This window comes from Prescottella sp. D32 (assembly GCF_037287305.1).
GTDB classification, from domain to species: Bacteria; Actinomycetota; Actinomycetes; order Mycobacteriales; family Mycobacteriaceae; genus Prescottella; species Prescottella equi.
Genome location: NZ_JARBSW010000001.1, coordinates 1,295,595 through 1,318,116 on the forward strand (window position 1 = coordinate 1,295,595; position 22,522 = coordinate 1,318,116).

Below are 22,522 nucleotides of genomic sequence, written 5' to 3' on the forward strand. Positions count from 1 at the left end.
CACCAACTCCCACCGATGAACGCGGCGCCCCGGGCCACCGCCCCGGGGCGCCGCGCCCATCCTTACTGAGGGTTTCCAGATGGACACTTTCGTGACGTTCACGATCCTGGGTCTCGTCCTGGGCTCGGTGTACGCAATCGCCGCCTCCGGGCTGGTACTCACCTACAACACGTCCGGCATCTTCAACTTCGCGCACGGTGCGCAGGCGATGCTCGGTGCGTTCCTCTACTGGCAGTTCCGCTACGGCTGGGACCTGCCGACACCGTTGGCGCTGCTCCTGACGATCGGCGTCGCCGGTCCGCTCATGGGTCTGCTGCTGTACGCGCTGATCATGCGCGGGCTGCGGGACACCGCCGAGGTCACCAAGATCGTCGTCACGGTGTCGATCCTCCTCGGTGGCGTGTCGCTCTCCCACTGGTTCTGGCATCCCGAGGAGCCGCGGACCGTCAAGATGTTCTTCGGCGACGAGAGCCGCTTCTCGTTCTTCGGCGCCACCGTGCACATGCACGAGGTCATCTGCCTCGTCGCCGCGGTGCTGATCGCGGTCGGCCTGCGCTTCCTGTTCACCCGCACCCGCCTGGGCGTCTCGATGCGGGGCGTAGTCGACGACCCGGATCTGCTGCGGCTCAACGGTCACAACCCCGAGCGGATCGCGGCCTTCTCGTGGGCCCTCGGCTCCACGCTCGCAGTGGTCGCCGGCATCCTGATCACCCCGATCAGCGGCGGCACCCTCGAGGCGAACCTGCTGACGCTGCTGGTGATCGACGCGTTCGCCGCCGCCATGTTCGGCCGACTGCGCAGCATCCCGCGCACGTTCGTCGGCGCGATCGTTCTCGGCCTGGCCGGCACCTACGTGCTCGGCTACTTCCCCTCGGAGTGGACGTGGACGTCCAATCTGCGTGTCTCGCTGCCGATGATCGCGCTGTTCGTCGTCCTCATCGTGCTGCCGCAGGACCGCTTGCGCGGCGCCGCGGTCCGCACCCGCGAGCGGTACACCGTCCCGACGGTGCGCAAGGCCGTCGCCTGGGGCGCCGCGCTGCTGGTGATCGTCTACATGATCCGACTGCTCATGGTCGAGTCCGCGATCACCACGCTCACCCTGGGCATGTCGTTCGCGATCATTGCGCTCTCGCTCACCCTGCTCACCGGCTACGCGGGCGAGATGAACCTCGCGGTGGTCTCGTTCGGCGCCATCTCGACGATCGTCGCCTACCACTTCGGCACCTCGGGCAGCGGACTCGCGACCCGGTTGACGCTGTGGGGCTTGATCATCGGCACCCTGGTCGCGGCCGTCATCGGCGGCCTCGTCGCGCTGCCTGCGCTGCGCCTGCGCGGGCTGTACCTGGCCCTCGCAACCATGGCGTTCGGTGTGTTCCTGAGCAACATGGTGCTGCGCGACACCACCGAACACGAACTGTTCGGCGTCAAGTTCTCGCTGTTCACCGGTGGCAGCCTGTCGATCCCGCCGCTGAAGGTCGGCCCGCTCGACCTGAGCAACCAGACGGCGTTCCTCATGACGGTCACCGCGATCTTCACGATCCTGGCGATCGGTGTCGTCGCGCTCCGCAACAGCGGGTACGGACGCCGCCTCGCGGCCATGAAGGACAGCCCGGCCGCGGCCGCGATGCTCGGACAGAACCTCGTCAAGCTCAAGCTCAGCGTCTTCATGCTCTCGGCCGGCATCGCCGGACTCGGCGGCATCCTGATGTCGAGCGCGATCGGTGCGGTCTCCAACGAGAACTTCTCGATCATGATCAGCCTCACCGTGCTGATGCTCACCGTCGTCGCCGGTATCGGCTACGTGACGGGCGCACTGTTCGGCGGGCTCATGGCCGGCGTCGGCTTCGCCGTGATCATGGTGTCGTTCAACAACCTCGGCGCGGCGCAGCCCGAACTCGAGGGGCTGTGGACGTTCATGGGGCACCTCGCCGCCGTCAGTCCCGCGCTGATCGGTCTCGGGGTCGGCAAGAATCCGTCCGGCACGGTGCACGACGTCCTCGAGGGCTACCGCCATCTGCGCAGCGCCAAGCCGGTGCTGGTCGGCGGCGCTGCCGTCGTGGCGCTGTCGTACGTCCTCGCGCTCACCGGTGTCCTCGGCAACTGGTGGTTCGCCACGATCACGATCGTCACGGTGTTCATGCTCCCGGTCGTCGGGCAGATGTTCATGCCGGAGGCGGTACTGGGACCGGAGGCGGCCGCCGCCAAGCGCGGTACGCCGCCCGAGGAGATCGGCGTCGACCAGCCCTGGACGGAGGACCGCCTGGCCGAACTCGACCGCGAACTGGGGCTTCCGGCGAACGTCACCGAGCACACCGCGTCGGCACAGTTCGGTGAGCCGTCGCCCGCCGCGACGCCGAAGGAGGCGATCGTCCATGCCTGACACCCCCATCCTCGAAACCCGGGGAATCACCGTCAAGTTCGGCGGCAACGTCGCCGTCGACGACGTCAGCATCACCGTCGAGAGCGGCGCCATCACGGGCCTGATCGGTCCCAACGGCGCCGGCAAGACGACGCTGTTCAACACGATCACCGGACTGCAGAAGCCGGCGTCGGGCAAGGTCCTGCTCGACGGGCACGACGTCACCCGGCTCTCGCCCGCCAAGCGCGCGAACCGCGGCCTGGCCCGCACGTTCCAGCGACTGGAACTGTTCCTGTCGCTGTCGGTGCGGGACAACATCCGGGTGGCCGGTGACATCCATCGGTCCAACACCCGCAGCCGGATCGACGTGGACGCCGAGACCGACCGGATCCTCGAGCTCACCAAGCTCACCGACGTCGCGGACAAGGACGTCTCCGACATTCCGACCGGCCGGGCCCGGGTCGTCGAGGCGGCCCGTGCACTGATGACGTCGCCGCGACTGCTCCTGCTCGACGAACCGGCGTCCGGTCAGACGGAGCAGGAGACGGAGGACTTCGCGGAACTGCTGCTGCAGCTCGCGGCGGACGGCCTCGCGATCTGCCTGGTCGAGCACGACATCCCGCTCGTGATGAAGCTGTGCAAGCAGATTCACGTGCTCGACTACGGCGCCGTGCTGGCGTCGGGCAGTGCGGAGCAGGTTCGCGACGATCCGGCCGTGATCGCCGCGTACATCGGTACGGCAGAGGAGGCGGTGTGATGTCGACGGTGACCACGAACGCGGCGCAGGCGTCGGGCGGCCGCCACGAGGCTCCCACGCCACTGCTCGAATTGGACGGTGTCCGAGCGGGTTACGGCCCCATCGAGGTACTGCACGGTGTGGACCTGGCGGTTGCGCCGGGTACCGTCATGGCGCTGCTCGGACCCAACGGCGGCGGCAAGACCTCGACACTCAAGATCTGTTCCGGGATCCTGCCGATCACCCAGGGCGAGCTGCGCATGGCCGGCCGGTGCGTCAACGGCGCCGAGGCGTCCGACCTGGCCAAGCTCGGTGTGTGCTCGATCCCGGAAGGCCGCGGCATTTTCGCGAACCTCACGGTCCGCGAGAACCTGTGGATCGCAACGGGAACCGGATCGGATCTGGCGAAGCTCGAGGAGGTCGCCTACAACCGGTTCCCGATCCTCGGCAAGCGCAAGAACCAGCTGGCCGGATCGATGTCCGGCGGTGAGCAGCAGATGCTGGCACTGTCCCGGGCGCTCGGCACCGACCCCACCGTGCTGCTGCTCGACGAACTGTCGATGGGGCTCGCCCCGCGGATCGTCTCGCAGATGTACGACATCGTCGGCCAACTGGTCGACGAGGGCCTGACGATCCTGGTGGCCGAGCAGTTCGCCCGCGCCGTGCTGCCGATCGCCGATCGCGCAGCGCTCATGCTCCACGGACGAGTGGTCCGCGTCGGGGCACCCGACGAAATCGAGAACGAACTTTCCAACAGCTACCTAGGAGGATGACGATGACCACTCTCGCAGACGAGCGTCGCGCCCAGTTCAAGTCCGACGTCGACGATCTGAAGCTCAAGACCGGCCAGTCCCGTGGTGACGGTGCCGCCCGCATCGCCGGCATCGCACTCATGGTCGTCGGTGTCGTCGCCGCATTCGTCGTGTACATCTCGTCGCTCACACAGAGCGACCTGCGCGACATCGCGTCGTACCAGATCCTGGCCACCGCGTTCCTCGCGCTGACCGTGATCGGCGGTGCCCTCTACCTCGCGGGCGCCATCGCCCGGGTCCTGCGACTGTGGCTGCTGCGCCAGCTGCACGAGGGCCAGGCGCAGGCCGACCAGATCGCGGCGGCGCTGTCGAAGTAGGCGCTCCGCACCTGTGCGCCTTTTCGGTAGCCGGCCCTACCGGAAAGGCGCACAGGTGCGTTCAGCGCAGATCCCGCCGGATCGGATGGTCCTCGGGAATCTGCACCAGAACGATCGGGATGTCGTCGGGATCGGCGATCCACATCTCGTGCAGACCCCACGGCTCCTGCCGCGCCTCCCGCACGATCGGCACCTCGGCGCGGATCAGTTCCGCCTGGACGTCCGCCAGGTTGCGCACCTGCAGCCACAGGGCACCGGAGAACCGGTTGTCCAGCCCGGTCCCGCCGTGCGCACTCACCTCGATCAGGCCCTGACCGGCGAAGAACACGGTCCCACCCGGGTACTCACGGGCGATCGCCAGCCCCAGCACGTCCCGATAGAACGCCAGCGTCACCTCGTAGTCGCGGGGGCGCAGAATCGTTCTGCTGCTGAGAATCTCCACTTCGTTCCTCTCCTCGATCGGGGCGTCACTGCTCGGGTGCGGGCCGCGCCTCGTGCCCGGCCCGGCCCTGCGTGCGCCGCGCTTCCTTCATCTCGGCCTCGAACAGGTGCCGGCGGCCGTCGAGCAGCACGCCGCGCACGGCCTTCTCGTGCTCGCGCAGCTCGGACCAGTAGCCGTCGTCGAACTCCTCGACCACCTGGAACGTCCACCGCCCCTCGATGACGTTCCGGCCCACCATCGCAGTCCGCAGGCGTTCGGCCGCCGCCGAGTGCCCGGACTCGGCCAGTTTCTCCACCGCGTCCCCGAGCTGCAGATCGGCCCGGCCCATCAGCTGGTGGAACGCATACAGATGGCCGCGGGCCTGCTCCACGGTCTCGAGGGCCTCCGACAGCTTCCCGACGGCCTCGACGGTCTCGTCGGTGACGCCGTCCGGGCGGCGGTGTTGCGGTGCGGGTTGCTCACGGTCGACGGTCATGGGGTCCAGTGTGCCTGGTCGGGTGGTCGCCTCGTCAGTCGATCGAACGGAGCAGCTCCGTGTCCTCGAGTGCCTCCAGGGACAGCGTGCGGTATCCCACCTCGTCGAACAGGACGGTGACGCGGTCGGATTCGGTGCGGATCACCACGCCCGCACCGAAAGTGCGATGGGCGACGCGGCTGTCCACCGGGAACGGATCGGCGCCGGGTCGCGTCGTCGAGCGGGGGTTGTCGTCGCAGCGATCGCAGTTCCCGCACGGGCCGTCCGGGTGCTCGCCGAAGTAGTCGAGGAGGAAGACGCGCCGGCAGCCGCGGGTCTCCGCGTACCCGCGCATCATCTCGACCCGGGAACGATCCCACCTCCGGTCGACCGCCGCGACGTGGGCGGCCGCGGCGACCGCCTCGTCCTCCCCGACGCCGGTCCACGTGACGCCGTCCGGTCCGTCCCCGACGACCCCCGCGCGGGCGAGGAGATTGACCGCGTTGGTTGCGGTGCGGGACCGCAGATCGGTCCGGGACCGCAACTCGCGCAGCGATATCGGCTGCCCCGACAGGGCGCGGTAGATCCGGCGCAAAGTGGCCTCCCGCGGGGCGCCCGCAGCGAAGAACGCGCGCAGCGCCAGGTCCTCGGGACGGTAGAGGAGCACCGCGCGAGCGTCCGCGCCGTCGCGGCCGGCACGTCCGATCTGCTGGTAGTAGTCGTCGAGGGAATCCGGCACGGACTCGTGTACGACGAACCGGACGTCGGGCTTGTCGATACCGAGCCCGAACGCCGACGTCGCGACCACCACGTCGTACCGGTCGGCGAGGAAGCCCTCGTGGACACGCGCACGGTCGGCCGCACGCATCCCGCCGTGGTACGCCGCGGTGCGCAGCCCGGTCTCGGCGAGCGAGCGCGCGTACTGCTGCGTCGCGGCGCGCGTCGAGACGTAGAGCAGGCCGGTGCCCGACAGCTGCCGCACGGCACCGACGAGTTCGCGCGTCTTGTCCTTCGCGGTGGTCGCGCGGTGCACTTCGAGCCGGATGTTCGGCCGGTCGAAGCCGCCGACCACGAGCACCGGGTCGCGCATCCGCAACTGCGCGACTATCTCCTCCCGGACCGGCGGCGACGCGGTCGCGGTCAGGGCGAGCACCGGCGGATGCCCGAGCCGATCGATCGCGGCGCCCAACCGCAGGTAGTCGGGGCGGAAGTCGCGGCCCCACGCGCTGATGCAGTGCGCCTCGTCGACCACGACCAGCGAGACGTCCGAGGCCGCGAGCCGCTCGAGCGTCGCCTCGTCGACGAGTTGCTCGGGGGAGAGGAAGAGGTACTCCGCGCCGGCCCGTTCGACGGTTCGCCAGGCCTCCGCGGTCCGACGTGGCCCGAGAGTGGAGTTCACCGCCAGCGCGACGGGCGCGTCGTCGGCGGCTTCGATGCCCGACACCTGGTCGTGTTCGAGCGCGATGAGCGGCGAGATCACCAACGTCATCCCCTCACGGAGTGCGGCCGTGACCTGGTACACCGCCGACTTGCCGTAACCGGTGGGCATCGCGGCCACCACGTCGCGGCCCTCCAACAGCGGCGTCATCGCCTCCACCTGGCCGGGGCGCAGCCGCTGCCAGCCGAAGTCCTCGCGGGCCACCCGGCGGAGCTCGTCGGCGGCCGTCACGGTCACCGGCCGTGCTCGACGAACCAGGTGCGGGCGTGTTCGGCGACGACGCCCAGGGTGCCGGGCTCCTCGAACAGGTGCGTCGCGCCGGGCACGATGACGAGTTCGTGCTCGCATTCGAGCAGCTTCGCCGCCTGACGGTTCAGGTCGATCACCGTGGTGTCGAGCGAGCCCACCAGCAACAGCGTCGGCGCCCGCACCATCGACAGCCGTGAACCGGCCAGGTCCGGACGGCCGCCGCGCGAGACGACCGCCGAGATGTCGTTGCCCTTCTCGGCGGCCGCGTGCAGGGCCGCGGCCGCCCCGGTGCTCGCCCCGAAGTACGCGACGGCCGAGGTGCGCTCGCGCAGCTGCGCGGTCACCTCGAGCAGCCGACACGCGAGCAGCGGGATGTCGAACACCAGGCGCCGGTCGGCCTCCTCGTCCGGTGCGAGCAGATCGAACAGCAGCGTGCCCAGTCCGGCGTCCTGCAACAACTCGGCGACCAGTCGGTTGCGCGGACTGAACCGTCCGCTCCCACTGCCGTGCGCGAACACGACCACCGGCAGTGAATCGACCGGGTCGGTGAGTGCCCCGGACAGGCGCACGCCGTCGACGTCGAACTCGACCTCGGTGCTCACTCGTCCATTGCACACCCGATCGCACCGGCACTCCACCGGAATCGGCGCATCCGGTGCGGGACCGTTCAGCCGCTGGGGAGTGCGCGGTCGACGAGAGCGCCGACCACGGGGGAGAGGGCTTCGGCGTGTTCGACGGTGAGGTGGTTGTCGTCGCGGAACACCAGCGCTACAGCTACCGCGCGTACCCGACCGCTGCGCAAACGCTGATGCTCGCCAAGACCTTTGGATGCGCGCGTGTCGTGTTCAATGATTTCGTCGCCCACTGCCGGGACGCGTATGAGACGCGGGGCTTCGTCCCTGATCTCGATGAGGTGAAATCGCTCGTGACGGCGCAGGCAAAACACACGCCTGAACGGCACTGGTTGTCCGAGGTGAGCGCGGTCGCGCTTCAGGAGTCGGCGCGAGACGCACAGGCGGGATATCGCGCTTTCGTCGCATCAGTTGCACGAACACGACGCGGGCCCCGGGTAAACCCGCCGCGGTTCAAACAGAAGTCTGGGCGACAGGTCGCAACCTCCGTCGATGGTCCGAAGCCGCTCCGCATCCGCACGTGGACATGCAGGTGCGGAGCGACTCTCGACCGCGACTACAACGCGGCAGTCAACGTCATGCTCGCCGCAGGGCTTGCGGAGAGGCTAAACGCCCATGGAGGGGATGTCAGACGGGTGCTTGCGCTCGCGGGCCCCGACGAAGTGGGAACCCGCCTAGCCGATTCTCGACGATCGGCGTAGGAACCTTTGCTCGATTCACGAGCAAAAGGGGAGGTCAATAGTACCAGGGGTACGGCGACCAGTCCGGGTCGCGCTTCTGCAGGAACGAGTCGCGGCCCTCGACGGCCTCGTCGGTCATGTACGCCAGACGGGTGGCCTCGCCGGCGAACAGTTGCTGGCCCACCAGCCCGTCGTCCTGCAGGTTGAACGCGTACTTGAGCATGCGTTGCGCCTGCGGCGACTTGCCGTTGATCTTGTTGCCCCACTCGATCGCGACGTTCTCGAGCTCGTCGTGGTCGACGACCCGGTTCACCGCGCCCATCCGGTGCATCTCCTCGGCGGTGTAGGTGTCGCCGAGGAAGAAGATCTCGCGGGCGAACTTCTGGCCCACCATCTTCGCGAGGTACGCGCTGCCGTAGCCGCCGTCGAAGCTGCCCACGTCGGCGTCGGTCTGCTTGAAGCGGGCGTGCTCGCGGGAGGCGAGCGTCAGGTCACACGTGACGTGCAGGCTGTGCCCGCCACCGGCGGCCCAGCCGTTGACCAGGGCGATGACGACCTTGGGCATGAACCGGATCAGGCGCTGCACCTCGAGGATGTGCAGACGGCCGGCGCGAGCCGGATCGACGGTCTCCGCGGTCTCACCCGACGCGTACTGGTAGCCGCTGCGGCCACGGATGCGCTGATCGCCGCCCGAACAGAACGCCCAACCGCCGTCCTTCTCGCTGGGGCCGTTGCCGGTGAGCAACACGCAGCCCACGTCGGAGGTCGTGCGGGCGTGGTCGAGCGTGCGGTACAGCTCGTCGACGGTGTGCGGGCGGAAGGCATTTCGGACCTCGGGGCGATCGAACGCGATGCGGACGATGCCCTCGGAGACATGACGGTGGTACGTGATGTCGGTGAGGTCCTCGAAGCCGGGGACGGGACGCCAGAGCTGCGGATTGAAGGTCACGGACCGAAGGATATGCCCCGGCCGTCGGTGTGTCGGGCAGTGCCTCACGCCCGAACCGCCCCTTTCCGGCGATAACGTGCAGGGCATGAGCGAGTCAGTGCAGTCCGGAGTTCTCCCCGGGGACGGGGTGCGATCCGTCGACGACGTCCACGAACACCACGGCGGTTTCCCGGTGTTCACGCCGGTGCAGGCGGGGGCGAACTACGGGGAGTTCGTCGAGTCGCTGCGCCGACTCCAGGATCTCGCGGTCTCGACCCACCTCCCCGACGACGTCGTCGACGACGCGATCGCCCGGGTGAACGCGTTGAGCGACCTGCTCGAGCCCTACCGGGTGCCGGAAGGCAAGTCCCCGGCCGGCTTCAACCGGCAGCTGCCGGGCCGCGGCAGCCTGCTGCTGTTGCCGTGGCTGTTCGAGAAGGTCGAGGCCGACGGGATCCGGTCCCGCGGCGTGTTCCGCCTGTTCCACCGGGGCGGCAACAGCGCCGCGCACGGCGGCACCATCGGGCTGCTGTTCGACGACATGCTCGGGATGATCGTGTACGCGTCCGGACATCCCATCGCACGCACCGCCTACCTGCACGTCAACTACCGCCAGGTGACGCCGCTCGAGACCGAACTCGTACTCGAGGGCCGCGTCGACCGCGTCGAGGGCCGCAAGCTCTACTGCACCGCGGAACTGCGCGACCTGGACGGCACCGTGCTGGCCGACTGCGAAGCCCTCATGATCGAACTGCTCCCGGGCCAGCCGTGATCCTGCCGCCCCTCGCCGACGTCCTGGCCGGCGCCCGCGTGGTGAGCCTGCCGATGCGGGTTCGCTTCCGCGGCATCACCACTCGCGAGGCGCTCCTGCTCGAGGGGCCCGCCGGCTGGGGCGAGTTCGCGCCGTTCCCCGAGTACGACGACGCCGAGGCAGCGCACTGGCTGCGGGCCGGCATCGAGGCCGCGTGGGCCGGTCCGCCGACACCGCTGCGCACGCGGGTGCCGATCAACGCGACCGTCCCGGCGATCGGGCCCGAGCAGGTGCCGCAGATCCTCGCCCGCTTCCCCGGCGCCCGAACCGCGAAGGTCAAGGTCGCCGAGAAGGGGCAGAGCCTCGCCGACGACGTCGCCCGGGTGACCGCGGTGCGCGAGTTCATCCCGAACGTGCGGGTCGACGCCAACGGCGGCTGGAGCGTCGACGACGCCGTCACCGCGCTCACCGCCTTGACCGTCGCCGGCCCGCTCGAATACGCCGAGCAGCCGTGCGCCACGGTGCCCGAGCTCGTCGAGGTCCGCCGCAGGCTGCCGGGCGTGCCGATCGCGGCCGACGAGAGCATCCGCCGCGCCGAGGACCCGTTGCGCGTGGTGCGTGCCGGCGGCGCCGACGTCGCGGTGGTGAAGGTGCCGCCGCTCGGGGGGATGCGCCGTCTCCTCGCGCTCGCCGACGAACTCGCCGGGCACGGGGTGCCCGTGGTGGTGTCGAGCGCACTCGACACCGCGGTCGGGATGGGCGCCGGACTCGCCGCGGCCGCGGCACTGCCGAACCTGAACCACGCGTGCGGACTCGGCACCGGCGGACTGTTCGCAGCCGACGTCGCCGATCCCCGGGAGATGTCGGACGGCAGCCTCGACGCGAGCCCCGTCGTTCCGGATCCGGCGAGGCTGAGTGCTCTCGCGGCACCACCGGAGCGGACGCAGTGGTGGCTCGAACGGCTGCGTCGCTGCCACCAAATCCTGGCCACCAGCGGGGACACCGACCTCGTATAGTCTCGTGCCCGGTCAGATATGGACCAGTCGATACGGAGGCAAGAAGTGGTTGCAGCACTGAACGACACCCTGCTGGACGATGCACGGATGCCCGCGGTCCTCGCGGACGTCCAGGCGCTCGTCGACGCGGAGGTCTCGGACAAGAAGGGTGCGTCCGGACTGGCGCTCAAGGGCGGGTACGGCGCCGTCAAGAAGGTCGGACCGTCGATCGTGCCGGATGCCGTCGAGGGCCTGCTGCCGGCGTTCGTCGCGCGGCTCGAGCCGTTCTGGCAGGACTTCGGGACCAGCGGGGAGAGCAGCTTCTCGGCGTTCCTGACCGCGCGCAGCGACGCCGTCGCCGACGCGCTGCTGGGCGTCACCGACGAGCGCATCGAGGGCACCGACAAGGGCGCGATCAAGAAGGTCTACTCGACGCTGCGTCCGTCGGCGAAGAAGCACGTCATCGAGGCGCTGCCGCGTCTCGGTGATCTGGTGCAGAAGCACGCAGCCTAGGCGCTTCGCGCCCGTGCGCCTTTTTGGTGGTTCCCACTACCGAAAAGGCGCACGGGCAGCTCCGCTGCCTAGTACGCGGCGTGACCGTGACGCCAGTAGCCGGTGAACGCGATGTCGGACTTCGGCACCCGCCGGTCGTTCACCAGGTGGCGGCGCAAGCCGGTCGCGAGATCGCTCTCACCGGCGACGAACGTGTACGACGGGCCGCCGGGCAGATCGGCGGCCCGCACCGTCGCGAGCGCGAGCTCGCCGGGCTTGGCCGACGGGTCGTCGCGCACCAGCCAGTGCAGCTCGGCGTTGTCGCCCACTGCGACGTCCTGCCGATCGTCGTCGTGTGGGATCTCGATGTACGCGCGCACCGGCAGCGCCGGATCGACCGAGCGGAGGATGCCGACGATCGCCGGGAGCGCGCTCTCGTCACCGACCAGCAGGTGCCAGCGGGCGTCCGGGGTGGGGTTGTAGATCAGGCCCTCGTCGAGCAGCCCCAGCGGGTCGCCCGGCGCGCACGAGTTCGCCCACGCCGATGCCGGACCGAGGTCGCCGTGCGACGCGAAGTCGATGTCGAGTTCCGGCCCATCCCCGAAAAGCCCTCCCGCGGGCCGGAACTCGCGCACGGTGTAGTTGCGCAACACCGGCCGGACGTCCTTGGGGATCAGCTTGAACTGTGCGTACCAGAGGTTGCCGCCCGACGTGGGAAGTCGGAATCCGCTCACCTCCCGGTCGGGGATGAACATCCGGAACCAGTGGTCGAAGCCCATCGGGACGAACCCGCGCAGCTCCTCGCCGCCGATCGTGACCCGCACGAAGTTCGGGCTGATCTGCTTGCTGCCGAGCACGTGCGCCGAGACGATCTCGCGCTGCTCGGGCTTGACGAACTTGGAGCGTTTGGCCATGGCGTTCCGTCCCCGCGAATCCGATAAGAGTTTAGCCAACCCTAATACGAGGAGTGGGGGCGTGGTTCAGCCAGGCCGCCCCGGGCGGGCGATCCGCCGGACCGCGGGCGGCATACCCCACTCGTCGCGGCCCAACCTGCTCAACGGGGCGATCGTGGCGAACGCGGGCAGACCGTCGTCGGCCAGGGCCTCGGGCCGTACCGCCACCGCCAGTACATCGCCCATCACGACGAACGACGTCCCCACCTCGATCACCTCCCGGAGCCGGCACTCGATCGCTACGGGGGAGTCCGCGACCCGTGGCGGGCGAACGCGCTCGCTGGGTTCGGCCGCGATGTCGAGCGCGGCGAACTCGTCGGTGGCCGGCTCGTACGGCGCCGAGCTGGTGTTGACGGCGTCGAGCATCGGCTCGGTCGCGAGGTTGACGACGAACTCTCCGGTGGCCTCGACGTTGCGGAGGCTGTCCTTGCGGCCCACCGACGTGAACTGCACGACCGGCGGCTCGGCGCTCGACACCGTGAAGAAGCTGTACGGCGCGAGGTTCGGCACCCCGTCGGCCGACAGCGTCGACACCCACGCGATCGGACGCGGCACCACCGACGCGGTCAGTACGGGATAGAAGCGACCGGGACCCATCTCGGTGGGGTCGAAGACTGTGCGCACCATCCGACCATCGTGGCAGCGGAGCCGCCCGTGCGCCCTTCCGGTGTGCCCGGCTACCGAAAAGGCGCACGGGTGCGCAGCGCCCGACCCGCGTCTGCCAATCTGGAAGGCGTGAATCCGTCCACTGCACAAGCCACCGCCGTCGTCGACGAACTGATCCGCGGCGGGGTACGTGAGGTCGTGCTCTGCCCGGGTTCGCGCAACGCACCGCTCGCGTTCGCACTGCAGGCCGCCGACGCCGCCGGGCGGCTCCGCCTGCACCTGCGGATCGACGAGCGCACCGCCGGATTCCTCGCGATCGGTCTCGCTGTCGCGAGCGGGCAGCCGGTCCCCGTGGTGATGACGTCGGGCACCGCCGTCGCGAACCTCGGCCCCGCGGTGCTCGAGGCCAACTACGCGCGCATCCCGCTGATCGTGCTCAGCGCCAACCGGCCGTACGAGATGCTCGGCACCGGCGCCAACCAGACCGTCGAGCAGTTCGGGCTGTTCGGCAGCCAGGTGCGGGCCGCGATCAGCCTCGGTCTCGCCGAGGAGGCCGGGGACGAGTCGCAGCGCGGCATCCGCTTCGACGAGCAGAACAGCCAGTGGCGCAGCGCGGTGTGCCGGGTGCTCGCCGCCGCCCGCGGCACCCGTTCCGGCAACGCCGGCCCCGTCCACTTCGACATTCCGCTGCGTGAGCCGCTGGTGCCGGACGTTCGTCCGCGGGGACTCGTGCCCGAGGGCCGTCCCGGCGGCGCCGCCTGGACCACCACCGTGCACGCGACGCTCGACGTCCCGATGGACCTCGACATCACCGCCGACACGGTCGTCGTGTCGGGGCACGGCTCCGCGTACCGGCCCGAGCTCGCGGGCCTGCCGACCGTCGCGGAGCCGACCGCGCCGCTGCACGGCATCCCGCTGCATCCGCTCGCGTTGCCGCAGCTCAAGCCGCGGCAGGCGATCATCACCGGCCGCCCGACGCTGCACCGCCCGGTGTCGAAGCTTCTCGCCGACCCGTCCGTCGCGGTGTACGCGCTCACCACGGGCCCGCGTTGGCCCGACGTCTCCGGCAACGTGCTGGCGACCGGTACCCGCGCCGTCGTGACCGGCGAGCCGGACCCCGCGTGGATCGCGCGGTGCCGGCACCTGTCCGAGCACGCCGACAAGGCTGTCCGCTCGCAGCTCGACGCGCACCCGACCGCCACCGGTCTGCACGTCGCGGCCGCCGTCATGGAGGCGTTGTCCGACGGCGACCAGTTGCTGCTCGGCGCGTCCAACCCGGTCCGCGACGCCGCGCTAGTCAGTTACCCGCGGCCCGGGGTGAAGGTGCTCTCGAACCGTGGTGTCGCCGGCATCGACGGCACCGTGTCGACCGCGGTCGGTGCCGCGCTCGCCTACGAGTCGGAGGGGCGCACCGTCGCGTTGCTCGGCGACCTGACGTTCCTGCACGACGCGTCCGGACTGCTCATCGGTACGGGCGAGCCGCGGCCCACGGATCTGACGATCGTCGTCGCCAACGACGACGGCGGCGGCATCTTCGAACTGCTCGAGCAGGGCGACCCGCAGTACGCGGGCGTGTTCGAACGCGTCTTCGGCACCCCGCACGGCATGGACCTGGCCGCACTGTGCGCCGCCTACCGGGTGCCGCACCGCCGGGTCGATCTGGCCGAGCTGACCGCTGTGCTCACGGCGCCCGGCGACGGTATCCGCGTGCTCGAGGTCACCACCGAACGTTCGGGCCTGCGGGAGCTGCACGCCGCGGTGCGGGCGCAGCTGTGAGTCCCCGCGTCGCACACCGTGCGGCGGTGTCGGTGGTCGTCGTCGCCGCCGGGATCTCGGTGCTCGCGGTGCTGCTGGTGCTGGCGGCGTGGCGCAACGACCGGACCATCGAATCGGACATGGGCACCGCCACCGCCGAGGTCCTGTCCGCCGGTTCGCTGCGGTCGGCGGTCAGCTTCGTCACCCCCGACGGCGTTACGCACAACCCGAAGCTGGGGGTGCTGTACCCGACCAACCTCACCGCCGGCCAGCGCATCGATGTCGAATACGCGCGCAGCGAACCGGATCTGGTGCGCGTCGCGGGCCGGGACGCGAGCGTCGCGATCGTGCCGGCCGGATCGGTGATCGTCGTGACGTGGTTCGTGGCACTGCCCGCGCTGCTCGTGCTGCGCCGACGGGCCCGCGCCGAGGGTTCCTGAGAAGTTCACTCAGGAAGGGTTTCTATCCTCGACCGAATGCGGAGAACTTCGGAGCGGGCCGGGATGATGCTCGTCGCCGCGGCAGTCGTCGTGGTGGCCCTGTACCTGCTGCGCGGCGTCGGTGCGGCGATCTATCGCGCGATCGTGCCGCACACGTCGGATCTACCCGGTGTGGGCCTGATCGCCGAGATCGGACTGCTCGCGCTCGTCGCGCTGTTCGCGGTGCTCGCCGTGCAGATGTGGCGCACCCGCTCCCCGCACCTGGGGGAGCTGCTGATGGGCGGCTTCGGTGTGGTCGTGGCGTACGTGCTCAGCGAGGTGATCAAGACCTTCGTCAGCGAGGACCGGCCGTGCCGCGTCGAACTCACCCTCGCCGACTGCCCGGCCCCCGGGGACTGGTCGTTCCCGAGCAACCACACCGTCATCGCCTTCGGTCTCGCCACCGCCATCGTGCTCGCGACGGAACGGATCCTGTCGTCGTTGCAGCGCGGCCTGGTGATCGCGCTGGCCGCGCTGATCGGCCTCGCTCGGGTCCTGCAAGGCGTCCACTACCCGCACGACGTGCTCGCGGGCGCCGTCGTCGGATCCGCCGTCACGATCGCCGTCGTCGCGATGCTGCTGCCGTGGGCGCAGACCAAGGCACGGTCACTCGGCCGCCGAACGGCGCGAACGAGCGAGGACAACCCGGCGGCCGATGTCGACGCGTGAGCGGTTGGTAGCGTCTGACGCCGTGGCAGATACACACGGCTCGCGGGCCTCGCTCGAGAAGAAGCCGCACGAGGTCGCGTCGATGTTCGACGGGGTCGCGAAGCGATACGACCTGACGAACACGGTGCTCTCGTTCGGTCAGGACCGCAGTTGGCGCAAAGCCACCCGGGCCGCGTTGGACCTCGAGCCGGGGGAGCGGGTCCTCGACCTCGCGGCCGGCACCGGTGTCTCCACCGTCGAACTCGGCCGCTCCGGTGCCTGGGTGGTGGCCACCGACTTCTCCAAGGGGATGCTGCAGGCCGGTATCGACCGCCGCGTCCCGATGGTCGCGGGTGACGCGATGCACCTGCCGTACGGCGACGCCGTGTTCGACGCCGCCACCATCTCGTTCGGTCTGCGCAATGTCTCCGACTTCGACGCCGGGCTGCGCGAGATCGCCCGCGTCACCAAGCCCGGCGGACGCCTCGTCGTCAGCGAGTTCTCCACACCCGTGTTCGGGCCGTTCCGCACGGTCTACATGGAGTACCTCATGAAGGCGCTCCCGCGGGTGGCCCGTGCCGTGAGCAGCAACCCGGACGCGTACGTCTACCTCGCCGAGTCGATCCGGGCGTGGCCCACGCAGGAGCAGCTCGCCGGGCGCATCGAGGCCGCCGGTTGGAAGAACGTGCAGTGGCGCAACCTCACCGGTGGCATCGTCGCCCTGCACCGCGCCACCCGCTGAGCGCGTTCGCGGCCCGTCCGACACCGCTTCAGGAGAACGGCGGCCGCGCATCCAGACGTAGCGACCCGGCACCCGACGTCCGCCACGCGCGGGCCACGACGTCGGCGTCCTCGTCGGTGACGAGGTTGCCCATCACCCGCACCGCGACGGTCATCATCGCGCGCGAGCGCATCGCGACGGGCCCGGCCGTCGGCAGGAACCGGGCCACGGTCAGCAGACCCGCGAGACGCCGCGCGATCGAGAACGCGCGGCCGTACCGGTCCCGCAGCATCGCGGGCCACACGTCGGTCAGGTCGGCGTCGTCGAGGAGCCGCGCGACCAGGCGTCCGCCCTCGAGTCCGTAGTCGATGCCCTCGCCGTTGAGCGGGTTCACGCACGCGGCGGCGTCACCGATCAGCGCCCAGTTGCGCCCGGCGACGTTCGAGACGGCGCCACCCATCGGCAGCAGCGCCGACGCCACCGAGTGCACGTCGCCGTCCAGCCGCCATTCCGCGCGGCGCTGCGCGACGTACAGGTCGAGCAGCGGACGCAGCGCACCCGGTGCCGGACGTTTCGCGGTGGCGAGCGTGCCGACGCCGATGTTCACCTCGCCGGTCGCGAGCGGGAACACCCAGCCGTAGCCCGGCTGCAGTGCACCGGTGTCGTCGCGCAGCTCCAGGTGCGACGTGATCCACGGGTCGGCGCTGCGACCGGACGTCGCGTATGCGCGGGCCGCGACGCCGTACGCGGTGCCGCGGTGCCACTGCCGGCCCAGCTGCTTGCCGAGCGTCGAGCGGACGCCGTCGGCGACGATCAACTTCTCGCAGGTGACGGTGTGCGTGCCCGACGCGGTCTTCACCGTCACGGCTCGCACCCGGTCGCCGTCTCGCTCGACGCCGACGGCTTTCGCGCCCTGCACCATGCGGGCACCGGCGTCCACCGCGGTCAGCCGCAGACGATCGTCGAGTTCGGTGCGGGGGACCGCGCTACCGACGGCGGGCAGCGCGCCGCCCGGCCACGGCAGTTCCAGCTCGCGGCCCCAACCGGTGAGCCGCAGACCGCGGTTGACCGTCCGCTCACGCACCCAGTCCCCGAGACCGAGATGATCGAGTTCGGCGACCGCGCGGGGCGTCAGCCCGTCACCGCACGTCTTGTCGCGCGGGAAGGTGGCCGCGTCGAGGAGCAGGACGTCGCGACCGGCGCGCGCCGCCCACGTCGCCGCCGCGGAACCGGCCGGACCTGCACCGACGACCAGGACTTCCGTGCTCGAGGGCAGTTCCGCCGAGGGATTCGGGGCATCGCTGGACCCAGCGGTCGGGAAATGTTCGGCCACCACCCCACCATCCTCTCAGGCCGAGGTAGCGCGACGCGGCCAGGGCAGGTGTGGTGACGAGCGTTGCTGACGCTAGGTTCACTACCGTGGTTTCTGCGTTTTCCGGGCCTGCCGAGGCGTTACCGACTACAGGAATGAGTACTGACATCGTGAGCACTGAGGGGTCGAGCACTGTCGTCGCGGGAGTCGATCTCGGCGACCAGCAGCTCGCGGACGCCGTGCGCGACGGGCTCGCCCGCGTCGAGGAGCTTCTCGTCAGCGAACTGTCCGACGGTGAGGACTTCCTCACCGAGGCTGCGTTGCATCTCGCGAAGGCCGGGGGCAAGCGGTTCCGTCCGCTGTTCACCGTCCTGACCGCCCAGCTCGGGCCGGAGGGCTCGGACCCGGCGGTGGTCACCGCGGCGACCGTCGTCGAACTCGTGCACCTGGCCACGCTCTACCACGACGACGTCATGGACGAGGCCGCGATGCGCCGCGGTGCGCCCAGCGCGAATGCGCGGTGGGGCAACAGCATTGCGATCCTCGCCGGTGACTACCTGTTCGCGCACGCGTCGCGTCTGGTGTCCACGCTCGGCCCGGAGGCCGTCCGCATCATCGCCGAGACGTTCGCCGAACTGGTCACCGGCCAGATGCGCGAGACCATCGGCGCCCGCGAGAAGCAGGACCCGGTCGAGCACTACCTCAAGGTCGTCTGGGAGAAGACCGGTTCGCTCATCGCGGCCAGCGGCCGCTTCGGCGGCACGTTCTCGGGCGCCGACGCCGACCAGATCGCGCGCCTCGAGCGTCTCGGCGACGCCGTCGGAACCGCGTTCCAGATCGCCGACGACATCATCGACATCTCGTCGGCGTCCGAGCAGTCCGGCAAGACCCCCGGCACCGACCTGCGCGAGGGTGTCCACACGCTCCCCGTGCTGTACGCGCTGCGTGAGGAGGGCGCCGACGCCGACCGGCTGCGCGTCCTGCTCGACGGCCCGGTCACCGACGACGCCGACGTCGCGGAGGCCCTCGCGCTGCTCGAGCGCTCACCGGGCATGGCCGCCGCGAAGGCGAAGCTCGGCGAGTACGCCGACCGCGCCCGGGCCGAGCTGGCGCAGCTGCCGCAGGGGCCCGCGAACGACGCGCTCGTGCGACTCGTCGACTACACCGTCGAACGCGTCGGTTGATCAACTTCTGAAGTAGCCTGCGAACCAGCCCGGGAACCTTGTTCCCGGGCTGGTTCGTTGTCAGGTCAGCAAGCCACACGGTGGTGAACAGGGAAGAGGCGAGTCGTGCACGGTTACGCAAACGGCGCGAAGACGTTCGGACTGCTGGTCGGAATGTCGGCGCTGATCATCTTCATCGGCGCGCTGTTCAGGAACCCGACGATCCTGGTCTTCTCGATCCTGCTGGCCGTCGGCGCGAACGCCTACGCGTACTTCAACAGCGACAAGCTCGCGTTGCGGGCCATGCACGCGCAGCCCATCACCGAGGTCCAGGCTCCCGTCATCTACAAGATCGTCCGTGAGCTCGCGACGGCCGCACACCAGCCGATGCCGCGGCTGTACATCAGCCCCACGGCGGCGCCCAACGCATTCGCGACCGGACGCAATCCGCGTCACGCCGCGGTGTGCTGCACCAGCGGCATCCTCGACATCCTCGACGAACGCGAACTGCGTGCCGTGCTGGGTCACGAACTGTCCCACGTCTACAACCGCGACATCCTGATCTCGTCGGTGGCCGGCGCGATGGCGGCCGTCATCTCCGGCCTGGCCAACATGGCGATCTTCGCCAACATGTTCGGTGGCGGTCGCGACGGGCAGGGAGCCAACCCCATTGCACTGCTGTTGGTCTCGCTGCTGGGGCCGATCGCCGCCACGGTCGTCAAGCTCGCCGTCTCCCGGTCGCGGGAGTACCAGGCCGACCAGTCGGGTGCGGAGCTGACGGGCGACCCGTTGGCCCTCGCGTCGGCGTTGCGGAAGCTCGAGCGGGGCACGCAGGCCGCGCCGCTGCCGCCGGAGCCGAAGATCGCCGCGCAGTCGCACATGATGATCGCCAACCCGTTCCGCGCCGGCGACCGGGTCGGCAAGATGTTCTCCACCCACCCGCCCATGGCCGACCGGATCGCGCGGCTGGAGAAGATGGCCGGCGGTGGCCCCTCCGACGGGGGACTGCCCCCGACCTACCGGGAGCTCTGAGGTTTCAGACGGCACAGGCCGCACACGTTCCCGACGGGAAGGTGTGCGGCCTGTGTTTCGACAGCGGGGGCGACGTCAGCGGTAGTTGACGAACTGCAGGGCGATCCCGAAATCCTCGCCCTTGAGCAGTGAGATGACGGCCTGCAGGTCGTCACGCTTCTTGCTGCTCACGCGCAGCTCCTCGCCCTGGATCTGCGCCTTGACGCCCTTGGGGCCCTCGTCGCGGATCTTCTTCGAGATCTTCTTGGCGTTCTCGCTGCTGATGCCCTGGACCAGCGAGCCGCTCAGCTTGTAGACCTTGCCGGACTGCGACGGCTCGCCGGCGTCGAACGCCTTGAGCGAGATGTCGCGACGGATCAGCTTCTCCTTGAACACGTCGAGGGCGGCGGTGAGACGCTCCTCGGTGTCGGCGGTCAGCGTGATGGTCTCCTCGCCGGACCATTCGATGCTCGCCCCCGTGTTGCGGAAGTCGAACCGGGTGCCCAGCTCCTTCGCGGCCTGATGCAGAGCGTTGTCCACCTCTTGACGATCAACCTTGCTCACCACATCGAAGGACGAATCAGCCACTGCACACTCCTGAATTCATAGCGGTCGACCCCACCCGGACAGGGGTGGGTTGCCTAGGACGCTATCGGGTCGCAACCCCCTCTATCCACCCGGTTTGCGTATCCGGGGGGACTTCGTTGTATTCTTCGATATGCGTCAGAGCGAGCAAGAAGCTCTGGGCGCAGCCTGGCAGATTGCCCGAGCGGCCAATGGGAGCGGACTGTAAATCCGTCGGCTTATGCCTACGTAGGTTCGAATCCTACATCTGCCACACGTTCAGCCCCGACCTCGAAAAAGGTCGGGGCTGAACTGTTTTCGGGGCTCGGGCGCTGCGCTCCGCCGCCCCCCGGATGTGATCCATCCCACTCATCGAGACCGGCAGGTCTTCTCCTGGTCCCGGCTGTCTAGCGTCCGAACCTGAGTGGCCTCCGTCACAGGGCGGGTGCGCAGGACATGCGAAGGAGCCGAATCGGCGATGACAGGTCTGATCAACGCGAACGAGACGTCACCGAAGTTGCAGCACCCCGGCCGGTTGTTCATCGGCGGACGCTGGGTGGAGCCGAACACGGCGGCCACCTTCGACGTCGTCAATCCGGCAACCGAGGAGGTCTTCCTCACCGTCGCGGAGGCCGACGCGCAGGACATGGCCCAGGCCGTCGACGCCGCTCGTGACGCCTTCGACCGGGGCCCGTGGCCGCGGATGACCCACGCCGAGCGCGCCACCTACCTGCGGGCGATCGGCGCCGGCATCCGTGAGCGCAGCGCCGAACTCGGGGCGATCTGGACCAGCGAGATGGGCATCCTCGCCGCCGTCTCCTCGTACGCCTCCGCCGGCTCCGGCGACGTCTTCGACTACTACGCGGGGCTCGCCGACACCTACGAGTGGGTCGAGGAACACCGGACGAGCTCGGGTCAGGGCGTTGGCCTGCTCGTTCGTGAACCGGTCGGCGTCGTCGCCGCGATCATCCCGTGGAACAGCCCCCTCGGCCTGCTCGCCAACAAGGTCGCTCCCGCGCTCCTCGCGGGCTGCACCGTCGTCGTCAAGGCGTCCCCCGAGGCACCCGGCGCGGTCTACGCGTTCGCCGAGATCGCCGAGGCCGCGGGGCTGCCCGCCGGAGTCGTCAACGTCGTCACGGCCGACCGCGAGGTGTCGGAACTGCTCGTCCGTAACCCCGGCATCGACAAGGTCGCCTTCACCGGGTCCACCGCCGCCGGTCGCCGGATCGCCTCCCTGTGCGGCGAACGGATCGCGCGCTGCACGCTCGAACTCGGCGGCAAGTCCGCGGGCGTCATCCTCGACGACTACGACCTCGCCACCGCTGCCCAGTCCATCGCGACGTCGGCGCGGATCATGACCGGCCAGGTGTGCGCGTCGCTGACCCGCATCGTCGTCAGCCGTCACCGCCACGACGAGTTCGTCGACGCCCTCGGCGCCGCGATGTCCGCGATCCGCGTCGGCGATCCGTTCGACGCCGAGACCGAGATGGGTCCGCTCGCGATGTCCCGTCAGCTCGAGAAGGTCGAAGGACTGATCGCCAAGGGATGCGAGGAGGGCGCCACGCTCGTCACCGGTGGCCGTCGGCCCGCTCACCTCGAGCGCGGCTTCTTCATCGAACCCACGGTCTTCGGCAACGTCGACAACGACTCGACCATCGCGCGCGAGGAGGTTTTCGGTCCCGTCGTGAGCGTCATCGCGGCCGACGACGAGAACCACGCGGTCGACATCGCGAACGACACCGTCTACGGCCTGAACGCATCCGTGTTCACAGACGACATCGAACGTGCATGGACGGTGTCGCGGCAGCTGCGTTCCGGCACCGTGGGGCACAACAGCTTCAAGACCGACTTCGGGATCGCCTTCGGCGGCTTCAAGCAGTCCGGAATGGGGCGCGAGGGCGGTCTCGAGGGCCTGCAGCCGTACCTGGAGGCGAAGACCGTCCTGCTCGACGCGATGCCGCCGAGCCTGACCTGACCCGCTCGTGGTGGCGCGCGGCCGAATCGTGCGCCACCACGGCCCACGTT

At 69.7% G+C, this 22,522-nt stretch carries 24 protein-coding genes and 1 tRNA gene; 16 read left to right on the forward strand and 9 right to left on the reverse strand.

Going from position 1 to position 22,522, the window contains the following annotated elements; genetic code table 11:
• The first annotated feature begins 79 nt into the window (after positions 1-79).
• The 4 genes from PSS76_RS05995 to PSS76_RS06010 are packed head-to-tail and all read left to right on the forward strand — an operon-like array spanning position 80 to position 4,224.
• The gene (locus PSS76_RS05995) at positions 80-2,380 is read left to right on the forward strand and encodes an ABC transporter permease (protein ID WP_013416968.1); all 2,301 of its coding nucleotides are present in this window, start codon (positions 80-82) and stop codon (positions 2,378-2,380) included.
• On the forward strand, positions 2,373-3,116 hold the full coding sequence (locus PSS76_RS06000; RefSeq protein WP_013416967.1) for an ABC transporter ATP-binding protein: 744 nt from the start codon (positions 2,373-2,375) through the stop codon (positions 3,114-3,116). The genes PSS76_RS05995 and PSS76_RS06000 overlap by 8 nt, the downstream gene beginning before the upstream one ends.
• A complete protein-coding gene (locus PSS76_RS06005; protein ID WP_022597477.1) occupies positions 3,116-3,868 on the forward strand; it encodes an ABC transporter ATP-binding protein in 753 nt (250 codons plus the stop codon). The genes PSS76_RS06000 and PSS76_RS06005 overlap by 1 nt, the downstream gene beginning before the upstream one ends.
• A gap of 2 nt (positions 3,869-3,870) precedes the next feature.
• The gene (locus PSS76_RS06010; RefSeq protein WP_013416965.1) at positions 3,871-4,224 is read left to right on the forward strand and encodes a hypothetical protein; all 354 of its coding nucleotides are present in this window, start codon (positions 3,871-3,873) and stop codon (positions 4,222-4,224) included.
• 61 nt (positions 4,225-4,285) lie between these two features.
• Here the strand turns inward: PSS76_RS06010 and PSS76_RS06015 are convergent, their stop codons facing one another.
• The 4 genes from PSS76_RS06015 to PSS76_RS06030 are packed head-to-tail and all read right to left on the reverse strand — an operon-like array spanning position 4,286 to position 7,409.
• Positions 4,286-4,666, reverse strand: coding sequence for a VOC family protein (locus tag PSS76_RS06015; RefSeq protein WP_005518183.1), 381 nt, complete (start codon positions 4,664-4,666; stop codon positions 4,286-4,288).
• A 25-nt stretch (positions 4,667-4,691) separates the two neighbouring features.
• On the reverse strand, positions 4,692-5,141 hold the full coding sequence (locus tag PSS76_RS06020; RefSeq protein ID WP_005518184.1) for a hypothetical protein: 450 nt from the start codon (positions 5,139-5,141) through the stop codon (positions 4,692-4,694).
• Between the two features lie 34 nt (positions 5,142-5,175).
• Positions 5,176-6,795, reverse strand: coding sequence for a RecQ family ATP-dependent DNA helicase (locus PSS76_RS06025; protein WP_233282270.1), 1,620 nt, complete (start codon positions 6,793-6,795; stop codon positions 5,176-5,178).
• Positions 6,792-7,409 carry a dienelactone hydrolase family protein gene (locus PSS76_RS06030; RefSeq protein ID WP_013416963.1) on the reverse strand — a complete coding sequence of 206 codons (618 nt, stop codon included), beginning with the start codon at positions 7,407-7,409 and terminating at the stop codon, positions 6,792-6,794. The genes PSS76_RS06025 and PSS76_RS06030 overlap by 4 nt, the downstream gene beginning before the upstream one ends.
• A gap of 125 nt (positions 7,410-7,534) precedes the next feature.
• Here PSS76_RS06030 and PSS76_RS06035 point away from each other — a divergent pair, with 125 nt between their 5' ends.
• A complete protein-coding gene (locus tag PSS76_RS06035) occupies positions 7,535-8,140 on the forward strand; it encodes a helix-turn-helix domain-containing protein (protein ID WP_084923662.1) in 606 nt (201 codons plus the stop codon).
• A 34-nt stretch (positions 8,141-8,174) separates the two neighbouring features.
• Here the strand turns inward: PSS76_RS06035 and PSS76_RS06040 are convergent, their stop codons facing one another.
• Positions 8,175-9,068 (reverse strand): 1,4-dihydroxy-2-naphthoyl-CoA synthase, encoded by an 894-nt coding sequence (locus PSS76_RS06040; RefSeq protein WP_064079128.1) that lies wholly within the window; start codon positions 9,066-9,068, stop codon positions 8,175-8,177.
• An 85-nt stretch (positions 9,069-9,153) separates the two neighbouring features.
• On the opposite strand from PSS76_RS06040, the gene PSS76_RS06045 reads away from it, so the two are divergent.
• The 3 genes from PSS76_RS06045 to PSS76_RS06055 are packed head-to-tail and all read left to right on the forward strand — an operon-like array spanning position 9,154 to position 11,306.
• Entirely contained in the window at positions 9,154-9,819 is a 666-nt protein-coding gene (locus PSS76_RS06045) for a PaaI family thioesterase (protein ID WP_041674414.1), read from the forward strand.
• Positions 9,819-10,814, forward strand: coding sequence for an o-succinylbenzoate synthase (locus PSS76_RS06050; protein WP_064077332.1), 996 nt, complete (start codon positions 9,819-9,821; stop codon positions 10,812-10,814). Before PSS76_RS06045 ends, PSS76_RS06050 begins: the two co-directional genes overlap by 1 nt.
• A 45-nt stretch (positions 10,815-10,859) precedes the next feature.
• A complete protein-coding gene (locus PSS76_RS06055; protein ID WP_005518196.1) occupies positions 10,860-11,306 on the forward strand; it encodes a DUF6918 family protein in 447 nt (148 codons plus the stop codon).
• A 68-nt stretch (positions 11,307-11,374) separates the two neighbouring features.
• Here the strand turns inward: PSS76_RS06055 and PSS76_RS06060 are convergent, their stop codons facing one another.
• Both PSS76_RS06060 and PSS76_RS06065 read right to left on the reverse strand, forming a co-directional pair.
• A complete protein-coding gene (locus PSS76_RS06060; protein WP_022597462.1) occupies positions 11,375-12,199 on the reverse strand; it encodes a siderophore-interacting protein in 825 nt (274 codons plus the stop codon).
• A gap of 66 nt (positions 12,200-12,265) precedes the next feature.
• Positions 12,266-12,862, reverse strand: coding sequence for a flavin reductase family protein (locus PSS76_RS06065; protein ID WP_081184636.1), 597 nt, complete (start codon positions 12,860-12,862; stop codon positions 12,266-12,268).
• Between the two features lie 111 nt (positions 12,863-12,973).
• On the opposite strand from PSS76_RS06065, the gene menD reads away from it, so the two are divergent.
• From menD to PSS76_RS06085, 4 genes are read left to right on the forward strand one after another with little or no spacing between them, the layout of a single operon-like run.
• Entirely contained in the window at positions 12,974-14,620 is a 1,647-nt protein-coding gene (gene menD / locus PSS76_RS06070; RefSeq protein ID WP_013416957.1) for a 2-succinyl-5-enolpyruvyl-6-hydroxy-3-cyclohexene-1-carboxylic-acid synthase, read from the forward strand.
• Positions 14,617-15,039: a DUF3592 domain-containing protein gene (locus PSS76_RS06075; protein WP_037084945.1), complete on the forward strand. Its 423-nt coding sequence runs from the start codon at positions 14,617-14,619 to the stop codon at positions 15,037-15,039. The genes menD and PSS76_RS06075 overlap by 4 nt, the downstream gene beginning before the upstream one ends.
• 36 nt (positions 15,040-15,075) lie before the next feature.
• Positions 15,076-15,747 (forward strand): phosphatase PAP2 family protein, encoded by a 672-nt coding sequence (locus PSS76_RS06080; protein WP_233285068.1) that lies wholly within the window; start codon positions 15,076-15,078, stop codon positions 15,745-15,747.
• Complete coding sequence (locus PSS76_RS06085) at positions 15,734-16,468, forward strand: demethylmenaquinone methyltransferase (protein WP_005518209.1); 735 nt, start codon at positions 15,734-15,736, stop codon at positions 16,466-16,468. Before PSS76_RS06080 ends, PSS76_RS06085 begins: the two co-directional genes overlap by 14 nt.
• A 28-nt stretch (positions 16,469-16,496) precedes the next feature.
• Here PSS76_RS06085 and PSS76_RS06090 read toward each other — a convergent pair whose 3' ends face one another.
• Positions 16,497-17,783: a geranylgeranyl reductase family protein gene (locus tag PSS76_RS06090; RefSeq protein WP_005518210.1), complete on the reverse strand. Its 1,287-nt coding sequence runs from the start codon at positions 17,781-17,783 to the stop codon at positions 16,497-16,499.
• Positions 17,784-17,914: 131 nt separating this feature from the next.
• Here PSS76_RS06090 and PSS76_RS06095 point away from each other — a divergent pair, with 131 nt between their 5' ends.
• Together PSS76_RS06095 and htpX are read left to right on the forward strand one after the other, a co-directional pair.
• Positions 17,915-18,943 (forward strand): polyprenyl synthetase family protein, encoded by a 1,029-nt coding sequence (locus tag PSS76_RS06095; RefSeq protein WP_044991342.1) that lies wholly within the window; start codon positions 17,915-17,917, stop codon positions 18,941-18,943.
• A 105-nt stretch (positions 18,944-19,048) separates the two neighbouring features.
• A complete protein-coding gene (gene htpX, locus PSS76_RS06100) occupies positions 19,049-19,954 on the forward strand; it encodes a zinc metalloprotease HtpX (RefSeq protein ID WP_064077213.1) in 906 nt (301 codons plus the stop codon).
• A 75-nt stretch (positions 19,955-20,029) separates the two neighbouring features.
• Here htpX and PSS76_RS06105 read toward each other — a convergent pair whose 3' ends face one another.
• Positions 20,030-20,521 carry a YajQ family cyclic di-GMP-binding protein gene (locus PSS76_RS06105; protein ID WP_013416952.1) on the reverse strand — a complete coding sequence of 164 codons (492 nt, stop codon included), beginning with the start codon at positions 20,519-20,521 and terminating at the stop codon, positions 20,030-20,032.
• A gap of 167 nt (positions 20,522-20,688) precedes the next feature.
• Between PSS76_RS06105 and PSS76_RS06110 the strand changes: the two genes are divergently transcribed.
• Together PSS76_RS06110 and PSS76_RS06115 are read left to right on the forward strand one after the other, a co-directional pair.
• Positions 20,689-20,771: transfer RNA gene (locus PSS76_RS06110), tRNA-Tyr, on the forward strand.
• Positions 20,772-20,975: 204 nt separating this feature from the next.
• Positions 20,976-22,472, forward strand: a complete 1,497-nt coding sequence (locus PSS76_RS06115) for an aldehyde dehydrogenase (RefSeq protein WP_064077212.1) — start codon at positions 20,976-20,978, stop codon at positions 22,470-22,472.
• Positions 22,473-22,522: the final 50 nt, after the last annotated feature.